This window comes from Kitasatospora sp. NPDC059812, from assembly GCF_042732075.1.
Taxonomy (GTDB): Bacteria; Actinomycetota; Actinomycetes; order Streptomycetales; family Streptomycetaceae; genus Kitasatospora.
In genome coordinates this window covers 82,111-96,705 of the sequence record NZ_JBHWIO010000015.1, presented here as the reverse complement: position 1 = coordinate 96,705, position 14,595 = coordinate 82,111, and the positions used below count along the sequence as shown (strand labels likewise).

Below are 14,595 nucleotides of genomic sequence, written 5' to 3'. Positions count from 1 at the left end.
GGCCGGCCGGCCGGATCGCCTGACGGCCGGTCGGACGTCAGTCCGCCAGCCCCAGCGGGTCCGGGGCGGGGGCGAGCAGTTCCGGACCGTTGGAGCGGACGCTGTTGACGGCGGGGGAGACGGCCCGCACCCGCAGGGCGCCGTCGGCGGGGCGGCGCAGCAGGTGGTGGAGTTCGTCGGAGTCCGTGAGGTCGGGGGCGAGCCAGGCGGCCAGGTCGGCGGGGGCGATGGTGAGCGGCATCCGGTCGTGGACGCGCCCGGCGCTGTCGGTGGCGTCGGTGGTGATGACGGTGGCGGTGGCGAGCCAGGCCGCCGGGTCGTCCTCGGGCCGGGTGCGGTCGCGCCAGAACTCGTACAGGCCGGCCATCAGCATGACCGAGCCGGTGCTGAGGAAGTACGGCTGCTTGTACTTCTTCCGGTCGGCGGCGGCGGGCACCTCGCGCCACTCGAAGTAGCCGTCGGCGGGGATGACGCAGCGCCGGGTGGTGAAGGCCTTGCGGAAGGCGGGCTTGAGGTGGACGGTCTCCGAGCGGGCGTTGATCATGCGGGCGCCGCCGGAGGGGTCCTTGGACCAGGACGGCACCAGGCCCCAGCGCAGCGGGCGCAGCTGCCGTAGCAGCTCGCCGCTCTCCCGGTCGACGCGTTCCAGGACGGCGGGCACCGGGTCGGTGGGTGCCACGTTCCAGCTCGGCGCGAACGACTCGGCCGGATCCCAGCGCAGTTCCCCGAGCAGGGCGACGAGGTCCTGGGGCGTGGTGGTGGAGACGAAGCGACCGCACATGCCCCCCACCCTGCCACCAGCGGCGGACAATTCCGGGTCAGTAGGTGGGGTGGCGGCCTGGGGTGTGGCCGAAGGTGCGGCGGAAGACGTCGATGAAGGCGCTCGCGGAGGACCAGCCGCAGCGGTGCGCGACCGCCGTGACGGGCAGGCCCTCGGCGAGCAGCACCAGAGCGTGGTGCAGCCGCAGCTGGGTGCGCCATTGGGGGAAGGTCATGCCGAGGTCGGCGCGGAAGAGCCGGGAGAGCGTGCGGTCGCTGGCGCCGACCGCCCGGCCCAGCTCGGCGAGGGTGTGCTGGTCGGCCGGGTCGGCCCGCAGCCGGTCGCAGACCGCGCGCAGCAGCGGCGTGGCGGGGGCGGGCAGGTGCAGCGGCTGCTGTGGTGAGGCGCGCAGCTGGTCGAGCAGGACGGCGCGCAGCCGGGCCCGTTCGGGGCTGTCGTCCTCGGGGGTGCGGGTGTAGGCGACGATCAGTTCGCGCAGCAGCGGCCCGACGGCGAGCACGGTCGGCCGGTCCAGGCCGAGCGGGTTCTCGGTGGCGGGCAGCCCGACCAGGTGGAGGTCCAGTTCGCCGTGGGCCTGGTGGGCGTGCACGGTGCCGGCCGGGACCCAGATGGCGCGGGTGCCGGGGGCGACCCAGGAGCCGGCGTCGGTGGTGATGGCGAGCACGCCGCTGGCCGCGTAGGCGATCTGGTGGTCGTCGTGGCGGTGGGCGTCGATCCCGGTGCCGGAGGCCAGCCGCTGGGCGCGGGTCGGGGCGACGGGGTCATGGCGGATGTTCGGCATCACCTGGCAGATTATCGGAAGCCCGACAGGTGTCGCTGCGCCGAGCATGTCGGCATGCCGAGGACAACGCCGGACAACCTGCCGATCACTACGCCCAGTGCGTCCAATACATCCAGCACACCTGACAATCCGAAGAGCACACCCGGCAAACGGGACTCCTCGATCACCCTGCTGTCCCTCGGACACGCCTGCGTGGACGTCTACCAGGGCGCGGTGGCCGCCCTGGTCCCGTTCTTCGTGGCCGAGCGCGGCTACGGCTACGCCGCCGTCTCGGGCGTGGTGCTCGCCGCCTCGCTGCTCTCCTCGGTGGCGCAGCCGCTGTTCGGCGCGATCACCGACCGCCGCCCGCTGCCCTGGCTGCTGCCGGTCAGCACGCTGGTGGGCGGCGTGGGCATCGCGCTCAGCGGGGTGAGCGGCTCGTACCCGCTGACGCTGGCCTTCGTGGCGCTGTCCGGGGTCGGGGTGGCCGCGTACCACCCGGAGTCCGCCCGGGTGGCCCGGCTGGCCGCGCGGGACGGCCACCGGGGGATGGCCTGGTTCTCGCTGGGCGGCAACCTGGGCTTCGCGGCGGCCCCGCTGCTGGTCTCCGTGGTGGTCTCGGGCGGCGGCCTGCGGCTGACCCCGCTGCTGGTGCTGCCGGCGCTCGCGGGCGCCGTCCTGTGCCTGCCGGTGCTGCGCGAACTGGAGCGCCGGCGGGCCGCCGGGGCGGCTTCGGCGCCGGTGGCCGGGGCCGACGACCGGGCCTCGTTCGTGCGGCTGTCGCTGGCCGTGGTGTGCCGCTCGATCGCCTTCACCGGCCTGAGCACCTTCCTCGCGCTGTTCGCCACCCAGCGGGTCGGCGGCGGTACGGCGGCGGGCACTGCGGCGCTGGTGGTGCTGTACGCGGGCGGCGCGGTGGGTTCGGTGCTGGGCGGCGCGCTGGCGGACCGCTGGGGCCGGGTCGCGGTGGCGCGCTGGTCGTACCTGGTGGCGGCGGTGGCCGTGGCGGGCGTGGTGCTGGTGCCGGGCCCGGCGCTGTACGTCTTCGTGGCGTTGACCTCGGCGGGCCTGTACGTGCCGTTCTCGTTGCAGGTCACGCTGGGGCAGGACTACCTGCCCTCGCGGATCGGCACCGCCAGCGGGATCACGCTGGGCCTGACCGTCAGCATCGGCGGCCTGGCGAGCCCGGTGATCGGCGGCCTCGCCGACGCGACCTCGCTGCGCACCGCCCTGCTGCCGCTGGTGCTGATGCCGGTGCTGAGCTGGCTGCTGTTCCGCACCCTGCCGGAGCCGGTCGCGCCCGAAGCCTTTGGCGCGGCCGCGCCCGAGCCGGGTCCGGCGGCTACGCGGTGACGGCCGCGACGACCTCGGCGTAGGCGTCGAACAGCCGGGTCGTGCCCGGCCCGGGGTCGGCGAGCAGCAGCGCCCAGCAGCGGGCGACGAGTTCGCGGGCCGTGGTGCCGGGCCAGGGCTGTGGCAGGAGTTCCGGCGGCAGCAGCGGGTCGGGCTCCATCGCCTCGGTGAAGGCGGCGGCCAACTCCAGGGCGACGGTGAGCAGTTCGGAGCCGGTGAGGCCCTTCTCCAGTCGGGCGAGGCGGTCGGCCGCGACCTCGGTGAGCCGCTGGTGGCCCTCGGCGACCTGGTCCAGCGGCCACCAGCGCCGGGCGAGCGCGCGGGGGTCGTCGGTCTCGCCGGTGCGCAGGTCGCGGCTGGTGAGGAGGGTGAGGTGGCCGCGCACGTCGAGGGCGGCGGCCTCGGCGAGGACGTCCTCCTCCCAGGGGTGCGGCGAGACGTAGAGGCCGTTCTGCACCGGGGCGCCGCCGAGTCGGAGGATCGCCTCGCGCAGCGCGTCGCGGGCGGGCCGGGCGTGCTCGGGGACGGCGAATCCCGCGAGGTGCCAGACGCCGTCCCAGGGGGCCCGGCCGCGGTCCTGGGCGTACATCAGTGCCACGTACTCGACGTCGGGGTCGATCGAGCGCCGGGTCTCGGCGGTGGCCCGCAGCAGGGCCCGGCGGCCGCGCCCCTCCTGGACGAACCGTCCGTCGTCGGTGAGGCGCTTGACGGTCAGCCGGACCTGCTGGTCGGTCATCCCGAGCAGGCCGGCCACGGCGTACAGGTCGCCGCAGTCGACCGTGCCGTCCGTACGGACCATCGCCTCGACCAGCACCCGGGTCGGAATCTCCACCATGGCGACCATCCTAATGCGTTCAGATCTGATACGTTCGTTTTGAGAACGAGAGATTGGTGAGTGAAGATGCGCAGGCGATGGTTGCTCTGGGGATCACTGCTGTCCGTGGTGGTGCTCCTGCTCGGCGCGGGCGGCTGGGTGGTGTACCAGAACGAGTACGACCTCAAGGAGGAACGCGTCACCATCACCGGCGGCAAGCAGCCGTTGCACGGCGTCCTCGCCCGCCCGACCGGCGGCCGCACCCCCGCCGGCCTGGTCGTCTTCGTCCACGGGGACGGCCCCACCAGCGCCACCCACGCCACCTTCTACCGGCCGATCTGGGAGGCCATCGCCAAGGCCGGCTACGCCTCCCTCTCCTGGGACAAGCCCGGCGTCGACGGCGCCCCCGGCAACTGGCTCGACCAGAGCATCCAGGACCGCGCCGACGAGACCGTCGCCGCGATCGCCTGGGCAAAGAAGCAGCCCGGCATCGACCCCGCCCGGATCGGCCTCTGGGGCGCCAGCCAGGCCGGCTGGGTGATGCCCAAGGCCGCCCGGCAGTCCCCGGACGTCAGGTTCGTGATCGCCGTCGCCCCCGCCCTCAACTGGCTCCAGCAGGGCCGCTACAACCTGCTCGCCGAACTCAGGAAGAAGCACGCCACCCCGGCCGAGACCGCGGCCGCCATCGCGCGCAGCGACCGGAACCTCGCCGCCCTCCGGGCCGGCCAGACCTTCGAGCAGTACCGGGCCGGCGGCGGCGACGTCGACGGCCTCACCCCGCAGCGCTGGGACTTCAACCGCCGCAACCACACCTCCGACGCCAGCGACGACCTCGCCGCCCTCCGGGTGCCGGTCCTGCTCTTCCTCGGCGGGCGCGACATCAACGTCGACAGCGACGACACCGAGGCCGGCTACCGCAGGATCCTCACCGCGCCCGGCCAGCTCCGGGTCAAGCGCTACCCGGACGCCACGCACAACATCGTCCCCGAATCCGTCGAGGACTCGGAACTGGAGAGCACCCTCCTCGCGATCGCCGCACCCCGCTCGCTCTTCAGCCCCGGCTACCTCGACGAGCACCGCAGCTTCCTGACCTCGCTGGCTTCCTGACCTCGCTCGGGCAGCGCTGACGGCCCAGCCGCAAAGCCGGTGGACGCAGCCGGCGAAAGGAGAAACGACGATGAGAGTGCTCGCCCTCGGCGGAGCGGGAGCGATGGGCCGCGTCGCCGCCCGGGTCGCCGCCCGACTGCCCGGCGTCCACGAACTCGTGATCGCCGACCGCGACCCGGACGCCGCCCGCCGCACCGCCGCCGCCCTCGCCGGCGGCCCGGTGCCGGTCCGGGCCCGCCAGGTCGACGTCACCGACGGGGCGCAACTGCACGCCGCCCTCGCGGAAGCCGACGCCGTCCTCAACACCGTCGGCCCGTACTACCGCTTCGGCCTCGGCGTGCTGCGCGCGGCGATCCGCACCGGCACCCACTACCTGGACATCTGCGACGACTGGGAACCCACCGTCGCCATGCTGGAACTCGACGGCGAGGCCCGCGCCGCCGGCGTCCGCGCCGTGATCGGCATGGGCGCCAGCCCCGGCGTCAGCAACCTGCTCGCCGTCCGGGCCGCCGCCCGCCTCGACACCCTGACCGACCTCTACACCGCCTGGCCCGTCGACGCGGGCGCCGAACCCGACGACACCTCCCTGATCGGACCGGACGGTGCCCCGCTGGCGGCCGCCGTCCACTGGATGCAGCAGATCAGCGGCACGGTCGCGGTGGTCGACGGCGGCCGGATCGTCCAGCGGCCCCCGCTGCGGCCGGTCGCCCTCGACCTGCCCGGCGGCCACCGCGGCACCGCGTACACCGTCGGCCACCCCGAACCGGTCACCCTGCACCGCAGCCTGCGGCCCGGCGGCGCGGCCGCCAACCTCATGGTCGTCACCGCCAGGACGGCCGCCTACCTGGACGTCCTGCGGGACGACCTCGACGCCGGGCGCCTGCGCAACGAGACCGCCGCCGTCGACCTCGACCGCCCCACGCTGCGCCGCACCCTGCGGGCCGCCGCCCGCGCGGCCCGCTTCCCCGGCCCCGGCAGCCTCCCCGGCTTCTTCGCCGCCGCCACCGGCAGCCGCGAGGGCCGGCCGGTCACCGTCCTCGCCCGGCTCACCGGCGCCGAGGCCCTGCTCGGCGACATGGCCGAGAGCACCGGCGTGCCGGCGGCCCTCGGCCTCGCCCAGCTCCTGGACGGCGGCGTCCACGCCCCGGGCGTCCACCCGCCCGAGGCGGCGATCGACGCCGAGCGCTTCTTCGCCGACCTGGTACGCCACTGGCCGGGCGTCGGCGTCGTGGTGGAGGAGCGCCCGGGGGCGTGATCAGGGCGTCGGCGTCAGCGCCGGCGAGGTCAGGACACGACGGCCCAGCCCTGTCCGGGGACGGCGCCGTCGGCCGCGTCCGTGGTCACGGTCGAACCCGCCGTGCCGGTGCGGGCGTTGAGGACCAGGCCGGTGGCGACGTTGGTGATGGTGAGCTTGCCGGTGGCGCCGTCCTGGGCGACCCGCCACTCCTGCCAGCGGTTGCCGGGCGAGTAGCCGAGCAGGTAGGCGCTGTTGCCGGGGTCGGTGCCGGCGGCGAGCACGGTGTGCGCGTGGGTGGCGGTGGCGCAGTTGTCGGCGATCCGCACGGTGCCGTCCGGGTTGCTGGTGAAGGTCCACTGCTCGGAGGTGTGCGTGGGCCACCAGGTGTTGACGTCGGCGACGGCGCCGAGCGGCGAGCTGCAGGTCCCCGCCACTTCGAGGACCAGGCCGCCACTGCCGCCGGCGCCGATCGCGTGGTAGCGGCCGTCGTCGACCACCGCGGCCGGCCCGGTGGCCGGCCGGGCGCTGAGCCGGTACAGCGCCACGCCGTGCGGGGCCACCGAGGCGCCGAGCGTGCCGGTGACGGTCGAACTCGCGCCCGTCCACAGCTCCTTGGCGGTGTAGCCGGGCCCGGTGAGGCCGAGCTCGCCGAGGCTGGTGCTCACCGTGCGGCTCGCGGCCGGGTCCTGGTTGACGAGCAGCACGGCGGTGTCGCCGTTCGCCAGCCGCCGCTGGAGGACGACCGGCGCGGTGGCGTTCGCGGGCTTGGCGCCGACCAGGGTGGCGGGCTTGGCCAGCGCGTCCTGGTCGATCGCTATGACGTCGCGGTTCTTCAGGACCGCCAGGCTCGCGGCGTCGATCCCGGTGGACCAGGTGTGGCCGTCCGCGCTGTGCTGGGACTGTGCGGCGGTGCGCAGGTCGGCGCCGGAGACCAGGGGGGCGGCGAGCATCGCGAGGACGGAGGTCTCGGTGCGGGACTCGTCGTCGGTGAACGGCTTGTGGCAGGTGCAGGTGTCGGTGGTGCCCCAGGCGCCGTAGACGTCCTGCCAGCCGGTGAACATCATGTCGAGGTCGTTCCAGCTGCCCGGGCGCACGTTGCCGGGGTACTGCAGCGCGGTCTGCAACTGCCCGTTCCAGAGCACCCCGTCGAGCTCGCTGTCGCGGTCGCCGCCGATCCGGCAGAGGTTGGCGACCTGGCCGCACCAGACGCCGGTCGGCGCGTAGCCGGGCGCCTGGAACGGCGCGGTGCCGGCGGCCTGCACCACCGGGTCGGTGCGCGCCGGGTCGTCGGCGGCGAGCAGGTATGGGACGCCGGTGTGGGCGGGCTGGGCGGAGACGCTGAGGGTGACCTTGGGCCGGCCCTGCGCGGCGGAGGCGGCGTCGAGGGCGCGCTGGAAGGTCTGGACGCGGGCGTAGATCGAGCGGGTGAGTTCCTTGCCCTCGCCCTGGGTGAAGTAGTTGTGGCCGTCCGGGCCGGTGATCTGCGGGCCGTAGGGGCAGTCGTCGTACTTGACGTAGTCGACGCCCCAGGAGACGAAGTCGCTCGCGTCGGTGCTCTCGTGGCCGAGGCTGCCGGGGTGCATCTGGCAGGTGAGGTAGGTGTCGGTGGCGTAGAGGCCGAACTTCATGCCCTTGCCGTGCGCGTACTGGGCGAGGTACTCGATGCCGTTGACGGTCCGCCCGTTGACGGTCTGCGCGGGGAAGTGGTCCGGGCGGGGGAGGAGGTGGCCGGTGGTGGGGTCGTTGCCGGTGCCGTCGGTGCCGCTGACGGGGTTCCCGGCGGCGTCGTGGAGCTGGAGCCCGCCGTCGGCGTTGCGGACCAGGTCGGTGGTCTGGCCGTCGCGGTGCCAGAGCGACCAGCCGTCGTCGATGGTGACGGTGTCGTAGCCGGCCGCCACCAGGCCGTTGGCGGCCATGAAGTCGATGGTCTGGACGACCTGGTCCTCGGTGACCTCGGTGCCGAGGGAGTTCCAGGAGTTCCACCCCATGGGCGGGGTGAGGGCGTTGCCGTTGCCCAGGGCGGCGGCGGGGGCGGCCGTGCCGAGTGTGAGGGCGCCGAGGCCGGTGGCGGCGAGGGCCAGCGCGAGCACGGGTGCCGCGAGGCGGTGGGGGATGTGGCGCATGCGCGCTCCTGAGGGTGTGGGGGTGGTGACGGTGCGTCGGGTGGAGCGGGGTGTGCGGCCGACCGGTTGGGGGCCGGTCGGCCGGAAGGGTGGTGCGCTGGGGGGTCAGTCCGTGACGGCGGCGCTCGCGGTGCGCCCGGGGGCGACGGTGACGGTGGCGTAGGTGTAGCTCACGCCGTCGACGGTCCTGGTGCGGGTGGGCCGGGCCTTGCCGTCGACGGTGATCCCGCCGTGCGGGCCGGCGAAGCGGGCCTCCCAGGTGAGCGGCGCGCGGCCGGTGTTGGTGACGGTGCTGCTGCGGTGGCCGTCGTGCCGGACGGTGACCGAGCCCGCGCCGACCGGGATGTCGGCGACCTCCAGCCAGCCCATCGAGGCGGGCAGCCGGGAGGCGGTCACGAGGGTGTGCGCGGCGGCGTCGGGCTCGACGCCGAGCAGGCCCTGCACGGTCTGGCCGAGCAGCGTGAACGGGACCTCGGGGTAGTCGCCGTTGAGCAGCCGCCCGGTGGCGTGGAGCTGGTCGACGCCCTGGTAGATCTGCCGCATCCACTTCCAGGCGGTGTCGCCGTCCTGGTTGGCGAAGAAGGCGTCGGGCAGGTAGGTGTAGGCCTCCAGGTTGGTCGAGCGCTGCGGGCCGGAGTCGGCGGCGTCGATGGCGGCGAGGAGGGCGTCCCGGCGCGGGCCGGGGTCGAGCAGCTGCTTGACCGGCATCAGCACGCTGGACTCGTAGCCCCAGCCGGTCACCGGCTTGCCGGTGGTGTCGTAGCCGTGCACGACCTCGCCGGGCTGCTGCCGGTCCACGCTCCAGGTGGTGTTGACGTAGTCGCGCAGCGCGGTGGCGGCCTGCCGGTAGCCGGTGGCGGCGGCGGTGTCGCCCTTGGCGGTGGCCAGCGTCGCGGCGGCGAGGTACGCCTGGTACTGGGCGCCGATCGCGTCGCCGGCCTCGGCGTAGGTGCTGGTGGCGTTCTCGGCGTAGCTCGCGGTGCCGGCGAAGATGCTGCGGCTGGTGGCCTGCGGGATGGGCAGGCCGCCGTTGTCGACCGGGCCGGGGTGCTGGGCGATGAAGGGGCCGAGGGTGTTGCGGACGTAGCCGCTCAGCGCGGGGTCGTCGGCGTAGTCGCGGTCCCCCGTCCACCGGTAGGCCTCGCCGGCCTTCTCGACCAGCTCGAACGGCGCGGGCAGCTCGCGCACGAAGCGGTCGGGGCTCCGGTAGTCGATGCTGCCGTACGTCCTGGCGTCGAAGTTGAGCGCCCAGACCGGGTAGAGCTTGTTGGTCTCGGTGGCGGAGGCGGCGAACCCGCGCAGCATGGTCTTGTTCTCGGCGTCCAGGCCGAGCAGGTGGGCGCCGACCAGCTGGTGGGCGAAGTCGCGGCTGTAGAAGTCGGAGCGGAACGGGTAGCCGGCCCAGTAGGTGGTGTCGTAGGTGGTGGTGCCGGTGCCGCCGGGGTTGTTCTCGTCCTGGTTGAGCACGCCGGTGGTGCCGGCCTGCTGCACCCAGCTGTTGGCCTTGGTCTTGGCCCAGTCGAACAGGGCGACGACCTCCGGGTCCGAGGAGCTGATCCTCGGGTCGTTGGGGGCGGACGGGGCGACGGCGGCGTCGTCCGCGTTGACCCAGCCGGTGGGGGAGGAGCCGATGCCGAGGGTGAGCCGGTCGCCGGCCGCGACGTGCACCCGGGGCAGGGTGTACTTCGCGTAGACGGGCTGCTCGGGCAGGGTCAGCGAGCGGACCACGGTGCCGTTGACGCTGACCGATAAGGTGCCGCCGGCGCCGCCGGTGGCGATCCAGACGGACAGGTCGTAGCTGCCCGCGGTGACGGCGGTGACCTGCTGGGCGATCCGGTGGCCGGAGCCGGCGTCGAGGTAGGCGAGGCGGGTGCCGCCGTGCGGGTTGTTGGTGGCGACGCCGGTGTGGTCGCTGAACGTCCAGCCGTCCGTGCCCTGTTCGAAGCCGGGGTCGGTGAGGGTGAGCGGTTCGCTGCGGGTGAGGGTCCAGCGGTGGGCGGGCCGGGCGTCGCAACGGCGGCGGTCGGCGGCGTTGCTCTGCTCGCGGTCGGCGGCGCCGTCCTGCTCGTGGTCGCCTGCCGTGGTGAGGCAGGCGCCGTGCGCGGCCAGGGTGTGACTGCCGCCCGGTGCCGGGGAGATGGCGAAGGTCTCGGCGGCGGGGTCGGTGCCGCAGTCGGCCGTGCCGGGGCGCCGCCCGGTGCCGTCGAGGGTCAGGCAGCGTCCGCTCGCGGCGTTGACCAGCCGGTAGCCGTCGGTGGTGCGGTGCAGCTGCCAGCGCTGGCTGAGCAGCCCCTGGCAGGCCGCGCCGACGACGGGTGTGCCGGCCGCCGGTTGCGCGTACTGCGGGCCAAGGCAGCTGCCGTCCAGGGCGGAGCCGAGGACGTAGCCGCCGCCGTCGACCAGCGGGGCCGCGCCGTCGGCTCGGGCCGGTCCCGCGCCGACGGCCTGGACGGCCTGGACGGCGAGGACGGCCAGGGCAGCCAGGACCGCTGAGCCCGGGGGCAGGGCGCGGACCGGTCGGCGGCGCGGGGCGCGGGTGGGGGGCATGGGGGCTCTCCTGTCGGACGGCTGGCGGTGCGTCAGGGGCGGGGCGGCGTGCGCGGGCAGGGGTTTGAACGTTCAAATCCCTTGAGCGGCGTCGGGTGACATGTGCAATGTCACATGCCTATCCGAGCCGCGTCAACGGTCGGCGCACGGTCGGCTGCAGCCCTCCGGACTCGTCCTCGCTCGTTCTCCGGGTTCGCGCGCCGGGAGCCGGGGCCCGCCCGGCGTCAGCGCGGGGCGGTGGCCAGCGTCAGTGCAGGGTGGTGAACGGCATCAGTGCAGGGAGATGGCCGGCATCAGCGCAGGGCGGTGACCAGCATCAGCGCGGCCACGCCGAGCAGGGCGAACGCGAAGGCCCGTTGCAGGGTGCGCCCGCTGAGCCGGTCGGCGAGCCGCTTGCCGTCCCAGGCGCCGAGGATCGCGGCCCCGGTGAAGGGGGCGGCCACCGCCCAGTCGATGGCGCCGGTCGCGCCGAGGCGGGGCAGCAGCGCGGCCAGCGCGTTGGCGGTGATCACCAGCAGGCTGGTGCCCACCGCCTCGGCCATGGTGAAGGCGAGCACCGAGACCAGCGCGGGGACGGCGAGGAACCCGCCCCCGACCCCCAGCAGCCCGGTGACCGCGCCGAGCCCGGCGCCGGTCGCCGTCGAGCGGCCCCACCCGGCGGCGGAACGTTCCTGCGGGGCGGCCTTCGGCGGCACCAGCATCCGCCAGGCGGCCAACCCGGCCAGCACGGCGAACGCGCCGGTCAGCAGCGCCCCGGGCAGGTGCGCGGAGAGCGCCCCGGCGGCTGTGGCGGCGGGCAGCCCGGCGGCGGCGAACAGCGCGCCGGTGCGCCAGCGGACCCGGCCCGCCCGGGCGTGCGCGAGCAGGCCGGTCAGCGAGGTCGCGGCGACGATCACCAGGGCGGCGGTGGTGGCCAGGGCCGGGCTGAAGCCGAGCAGGTAGACCAGCGCGGGGACGGCGAGCATGCTGCCGCCCCCGCCGAGGCCGCCGAGGGCGAGGCCGACCACGGCCCCGGCGGCCAGCGCCAGGAGCAGCGCGGTCATATCGCGTCCCCGGCGTCCCTGGAGTTCCCGCCGCCACCGCTGCTGCTGCCGCTGCTGCTGCCGCTGCCGCCCGGCGTGGTGACCGGCAGCCCGGCCCGCTCCCAGGCGGCCATGCCGCCGACGACGTTCAGTACCTCGACGCCGCGCTCGGCGAGCAGCTGCGCCGCCCGTGCGGAGCGGTTGCCCGAGTGGCAGATCGCCAGGACGAGCCGTCCGTCCGCCTCGGGCGGCAGCGGTTCGCGGGCGGCCAGGGCGATCAGCGGCAGGTGGAGGGCGCCGGGGGCGTGGCCGGCCGTGAACTCGCCGCGCTCCCGGACGTCGAGCAGGACGGCTGCGCCGGCGTGGGCGAGCCGGTGGGCCTGGGCGGGGGTGGTCTGCCCGGGGTTGGGCGACAGCGGGGGCATGCGGTTCTCCGATGGTCTGGTGTGGCGTGGGCCGGTTCGCCGGGGGGTGTGAGCGCCTCCTTGGCGCCACCCGTCTCCGGTGGCGACGGCCGGTCCCTCGCAATGTCCACCATAGTACCCCTGGGGGTATTATCGACCTCGTTCGGCGATACCCCGCCCCGTATCAACCGTGGGGCGGTATGCTGGCACATATACCGGTGGGGGTATCGAAATCACGCCGAGGCGCCCGACGCCGCCCAGGAGGTTCCCCGTGTACTTCGCCCAGTTCTACCTCGACTGCCTCTCCCAGGCCTCGTACCTGATCGCCGACGAGCGGACCGGCCGCGCCGTCGTGGTCGACCCCCGCCGCGACGTCGACGAGTACGTCGCCGATGCCGAGGCCCGCGGCCTGACCGTCGAGGCCGTCATCAACACCCACTTCCACGCCGACTTCCTGGCTGGCCACCTCGAACTGGCCGACCGCACCGGCGCCTGGATCGGCTACGGCCGCCGGGCCGAGACCGAGTACCCGATCCGCAAGCTCGCCGACGGCGAACGGATCGAACTCGGCGACGTCGCCCTCCAGATCATGGAGACCCCCGGCCACACCCCCGAGTCGATCAGCATCCTGGTCTACGAGCAGCCCGACGACACCGTCCCGTACGGCGTGCTCACCGGCGACGCCCTGTTCATCGGCGACGTCGGCCGCCCCGACCTGCTCGCCTCCGCCGGCGTCACCGCCGACGAACTCGGCGCCATGCTCTACGACAGCGTCCACCACAAGCTGATGGGCCTGCCCGACGAGACCCTCGTCTTCCCCGCCCACGGCGCCGGCTCCGCCTGCGGCAAGAACCTCTCCACCGAGAAGCGCTCCACCATCGGCACCCAGCGCCGCACCAACTACGCCTGCCAGCCCATGGACCAGGACACCTTCGTCCGCATCGTCACCGCCGGCCAGACCGCCGCCCCCGCCTACTTCGGCCACGGCGCCGCCCTCAACCGGCAGGACCACCCGCTGCTCGACCGCACCAACGCCGCCCGCCCCCTGTGCCCCGAAGGCCTCAAGGAAGCCCGCACCGCCGGCGCCGTCGTCCTCGACGCCCGCAACCTCCAGGACTTCGGCGCGGGACACGTCCGCGGCGCCCTCAACGTCCCCCTCGACGGCCGCTTCGCCGAACAGGCCGGCACCGTCCTCACCCCCGACAGCACCATCGCGATCATCGCCCCGCAGGACCGCGAGGACGAAGTCGTCACCCGCCTCGCCCGCATCGGCTTCGACCGCATCGCCGGCTACCTGAGCAACCCCGACAACGCCCTGCCCGCCCTCGCCGACGACCTCACCCCCGCCAGCCGCCTCACCGCCGACCAACTCCGCACCGCACTCGCCGACGAACAGCCCCCCACCGTCCTGGACGTGCGCACCTGCGGCGAACGCGAAACCGGCGCCATCGAAGGATCCCTCCACATCCCCCTGACCGAACTCCCCAGCCGCCTGAACGAGATCCCCACCGGCCACCCCCTGGTCGTCCACTGCGCCGGCGGCCACCGCTCCTCCATCGCCGCCAGCCTGCTGCGCCACCACGGCCACACCGACGTCTCCGACCTCCTCGGCGGCTACAACGCCTGGCACACCCTCACCCACCCCACCCGGGCCTGAACCCAGCCGCCCCGGGCCACCCACCCGTCGGGGCACGATCCCGGTCCTGGAGTCCGGTGAAGTTCGTTCCCGAGGCGCCGTCCTGGGCGAGGGTTCGTCGAGAGAGAGTCCCGAGAACACCGCGTCAACAATGTCCTGAGGCCTCACATGACACGGATCGTGCGGTGTGCCGGGTTGAGGAGGGTGTGGGGTGCTGCTGGTCGGGAACCGACACAATCCGCTGACCTGCGACTTCACCCAGCCGGCAGATGGTTCGTTCCCACAACTCTGAAGATCGTTTCCCCGGCCCCCTGGCAGGGCAGGACAGCCAACCGTGCCGCCGGCCCCGTTCCCGCCGATCCGGATCAGGCTGGGCCAGACAGCGTCGAATAGGTGCTCGCCGGCCTCGGCGAAGGCCGTCTCCTTGGTTCGCGGGTCGGCGGAACCGGCATCGCCTGCGACCAGTTCGGCGGCCTCTTCCGCTTTCCCGGCTCGCACCAGTAGCAGGGCGAGGGTGGCCCGGGCGGCCTCGGTCGCCTCCGAGGGTTCGTCCTCGACCACCGCATGCAGCAGTTCGGCGGCCCGCTCCGGTTCGTCCTGCTCGATCAGCAGTTTGGCCAGGTGGAAGCGGGCCAGCTGGAGCGCGGGTCCCCTGGCGGTGTCGACGGCCGTCCTCAGGTGGGCCCGCCCCTCCTCCCACCGGTCCGTGTACAGCAGCAGCACGCCGAGCAAGGCCGTGGCGGTGCCCGCCGCCACGGGGTGCGCCGAGGCGATCAGCTCGTGCAGCAGCGCCTCGGACTCGTCGGACCGC

The 14,595-nt window shown here is 74.3% G+C and carries 11 protein-coding genes; 4 read left to right on the top strand and 7 right to left on the bottom strand.

All coding sequences use genetic code 11. The features are described from left to right. Positions 1-37: 37 nt before the first annotated feature. Together ACFV6D_RS11085 and ACFV6D_RS11080 are read right to left on the bottom strand one after the other, a co-directional pair. A complete protein-coding gene (locus ACFV6D_RS11085; RefSeq protein ID WP_363376379.1) occupies positions 38-781 on the bottom strand; it encodes an SOS response-associated peptidase in 744 nt (247 codons plus the stop codon). A gap of 37 nt (positions 782-818) precedes the next feature. Further along, the gene (locus ACFV6D_RS11080) at positions 819-1,562 is read right to left on the bottom strand and encodes an AraC family transcriptional regulator (RefSeq protein ID WP_380559318.1); all 744 of its coding nucleotides are present in this window, start codon (positions 1,560-1,562) and stop codon (positions 819-821) included. Between the two features lie 54 nt (positions 1,563-1,616). On the opposite strand from ACFV6D_RS11080, the gene ACFV6D_RS11075 reads away from it, so the two are divergent. Beyond that, positions 1,617-2,894 (top strand): MFS transporter, encoded by a 1,278-nt coding sequence (locus tag ACFV6D_RS11075; protein ID WP_380559298.1) that lies wholly within the window; start codon positions 1,617-1,619, stop codon positions 2,892-2,894. Here ACFV6D_RS11075 and ACFV6D_RS11070 read toward each other — a convergent pair. Further along, on the bottom strand, positions 2,884-3,729 hold the full coding sequence (locus tag ACFV6D_RS11070) for a PaaX family transcriptional regulator C-terminal domain-containing protein (protein WP_380559296.1): 846 nt from the start codon (positions 3,727-3,729) through the stop codon (positions 2,884-2,886). The two genes, ACFV6D_RS11075 and ACFV6D_RS11070, sit on opposite strands and share 11 nt — an antisense overlap. Before the next feature lie 66 nt (positions 3,730-3,795). Here ACFV6D_RS11070 and ACFV6D_RS11065 point away from each other — a divergent pair, with 66 nt between their 5' ends. Both ACFV6D_RS11065 and ACFV6D_RS11060 read left to right on the top strand, forming a co-directional pair. Next, positions 3,796-4,815: an alpha/beta hydrolase family protein gene (locus ACFV6D_RS11065; protein ID WP_380559294.1), complete on the top strand. Its 1,020-nt coding sequence runs from the start codon at positions 3,796-3,798 to the stop codon at positions 4,813-4,815. 70 nt (positions 4,816-4,885) lie between these two features. Continuing rightward, a complete protein-coding gene (locus tag ACFV6D_RS11060; RefSeq protein WP_380559293.1) occupies positions 4,886-6,070 on the top strand; it encodes a saccharopine dehydrogenase family protein in 1,185 nt (394 codons plus the stop codon). A gap of 29 nt (positions 6,071-6,099) precedes the next feature. Here the strand turns inward: ACFV6D_RS11060 and ACFV6D_RS11055 are convergent, their stop codons facing one another. From ACFV6D_RS11055 to ACFV6D_RS11040, 4 genes are all read right to left on the bottom strand, one after another. Next, entirely contained in the window at positions 6,100-8,175 is a 2,076-nt protein-coding gene (locus ACFV6D_RS11055; protein ID WP_380559291.1) for a hypothetical protein, read from the bottom strand. A gap of 105 nt (positions 8,176-8,280) precedes the next feature. Continuing rightward, positions 8,281-10,722 (bottom strand): RICIN domain-containing protein, encoded by a 2,442-nt coding sequence (locus ACFV6D_RS11050; protein ID WP_380559289.1) that lies wholly within the window; start codon positions 10,720-10,722, stop codon positions 8,281-8,283. 293 nt (positions 10,723-11,015) lie between these two features. Next, positions 11,016-11,765 (bottom strand): sulfite exporter TauE/SafE family protein, encoded by a 750-nt coding sequence (locus ACFV6D_RS11045; protein ID WP_363376397.1) that lies wholly within the window; start codon positions 11,763-11,765, stop codon positions 11,016-11,018. Beyond that, positions 11,762-12,169, bottom strand: coding sequence for a rhodanese-like domain-containing protein (locus ACFV6D_RS11040; protein WP_380559287.1), 408 nt, complete (start codon positions 12,167-12,169; stop codon positions 11,762-11,764). Before ACFV6D_RS11040 ends, ACFV6D_RS11045 begins: the two co-directional genes overlap by 4 nt. A 250-nt stretch (positions 12,170-12,419) precedes the next feature. On the opposite strand from ACFV6D_RS11040, the gene ACFV6D_RS11035 reads away from it, so the two are divergent. Beyond that, positions 12,420-13,805, top strand: a complete 1,386-nt coding sequence (locus tag ACFV6D_RS11035; RefSeq protein ID WP_380559285.1) for a rhodanese-like domain-containing protein — start codon at positions 12,420-12,422, stop codon at positions 13,803-13,805. The last annotated feature ends 790 nt before the right edge of the window (positions 13,806-14,595 follow it).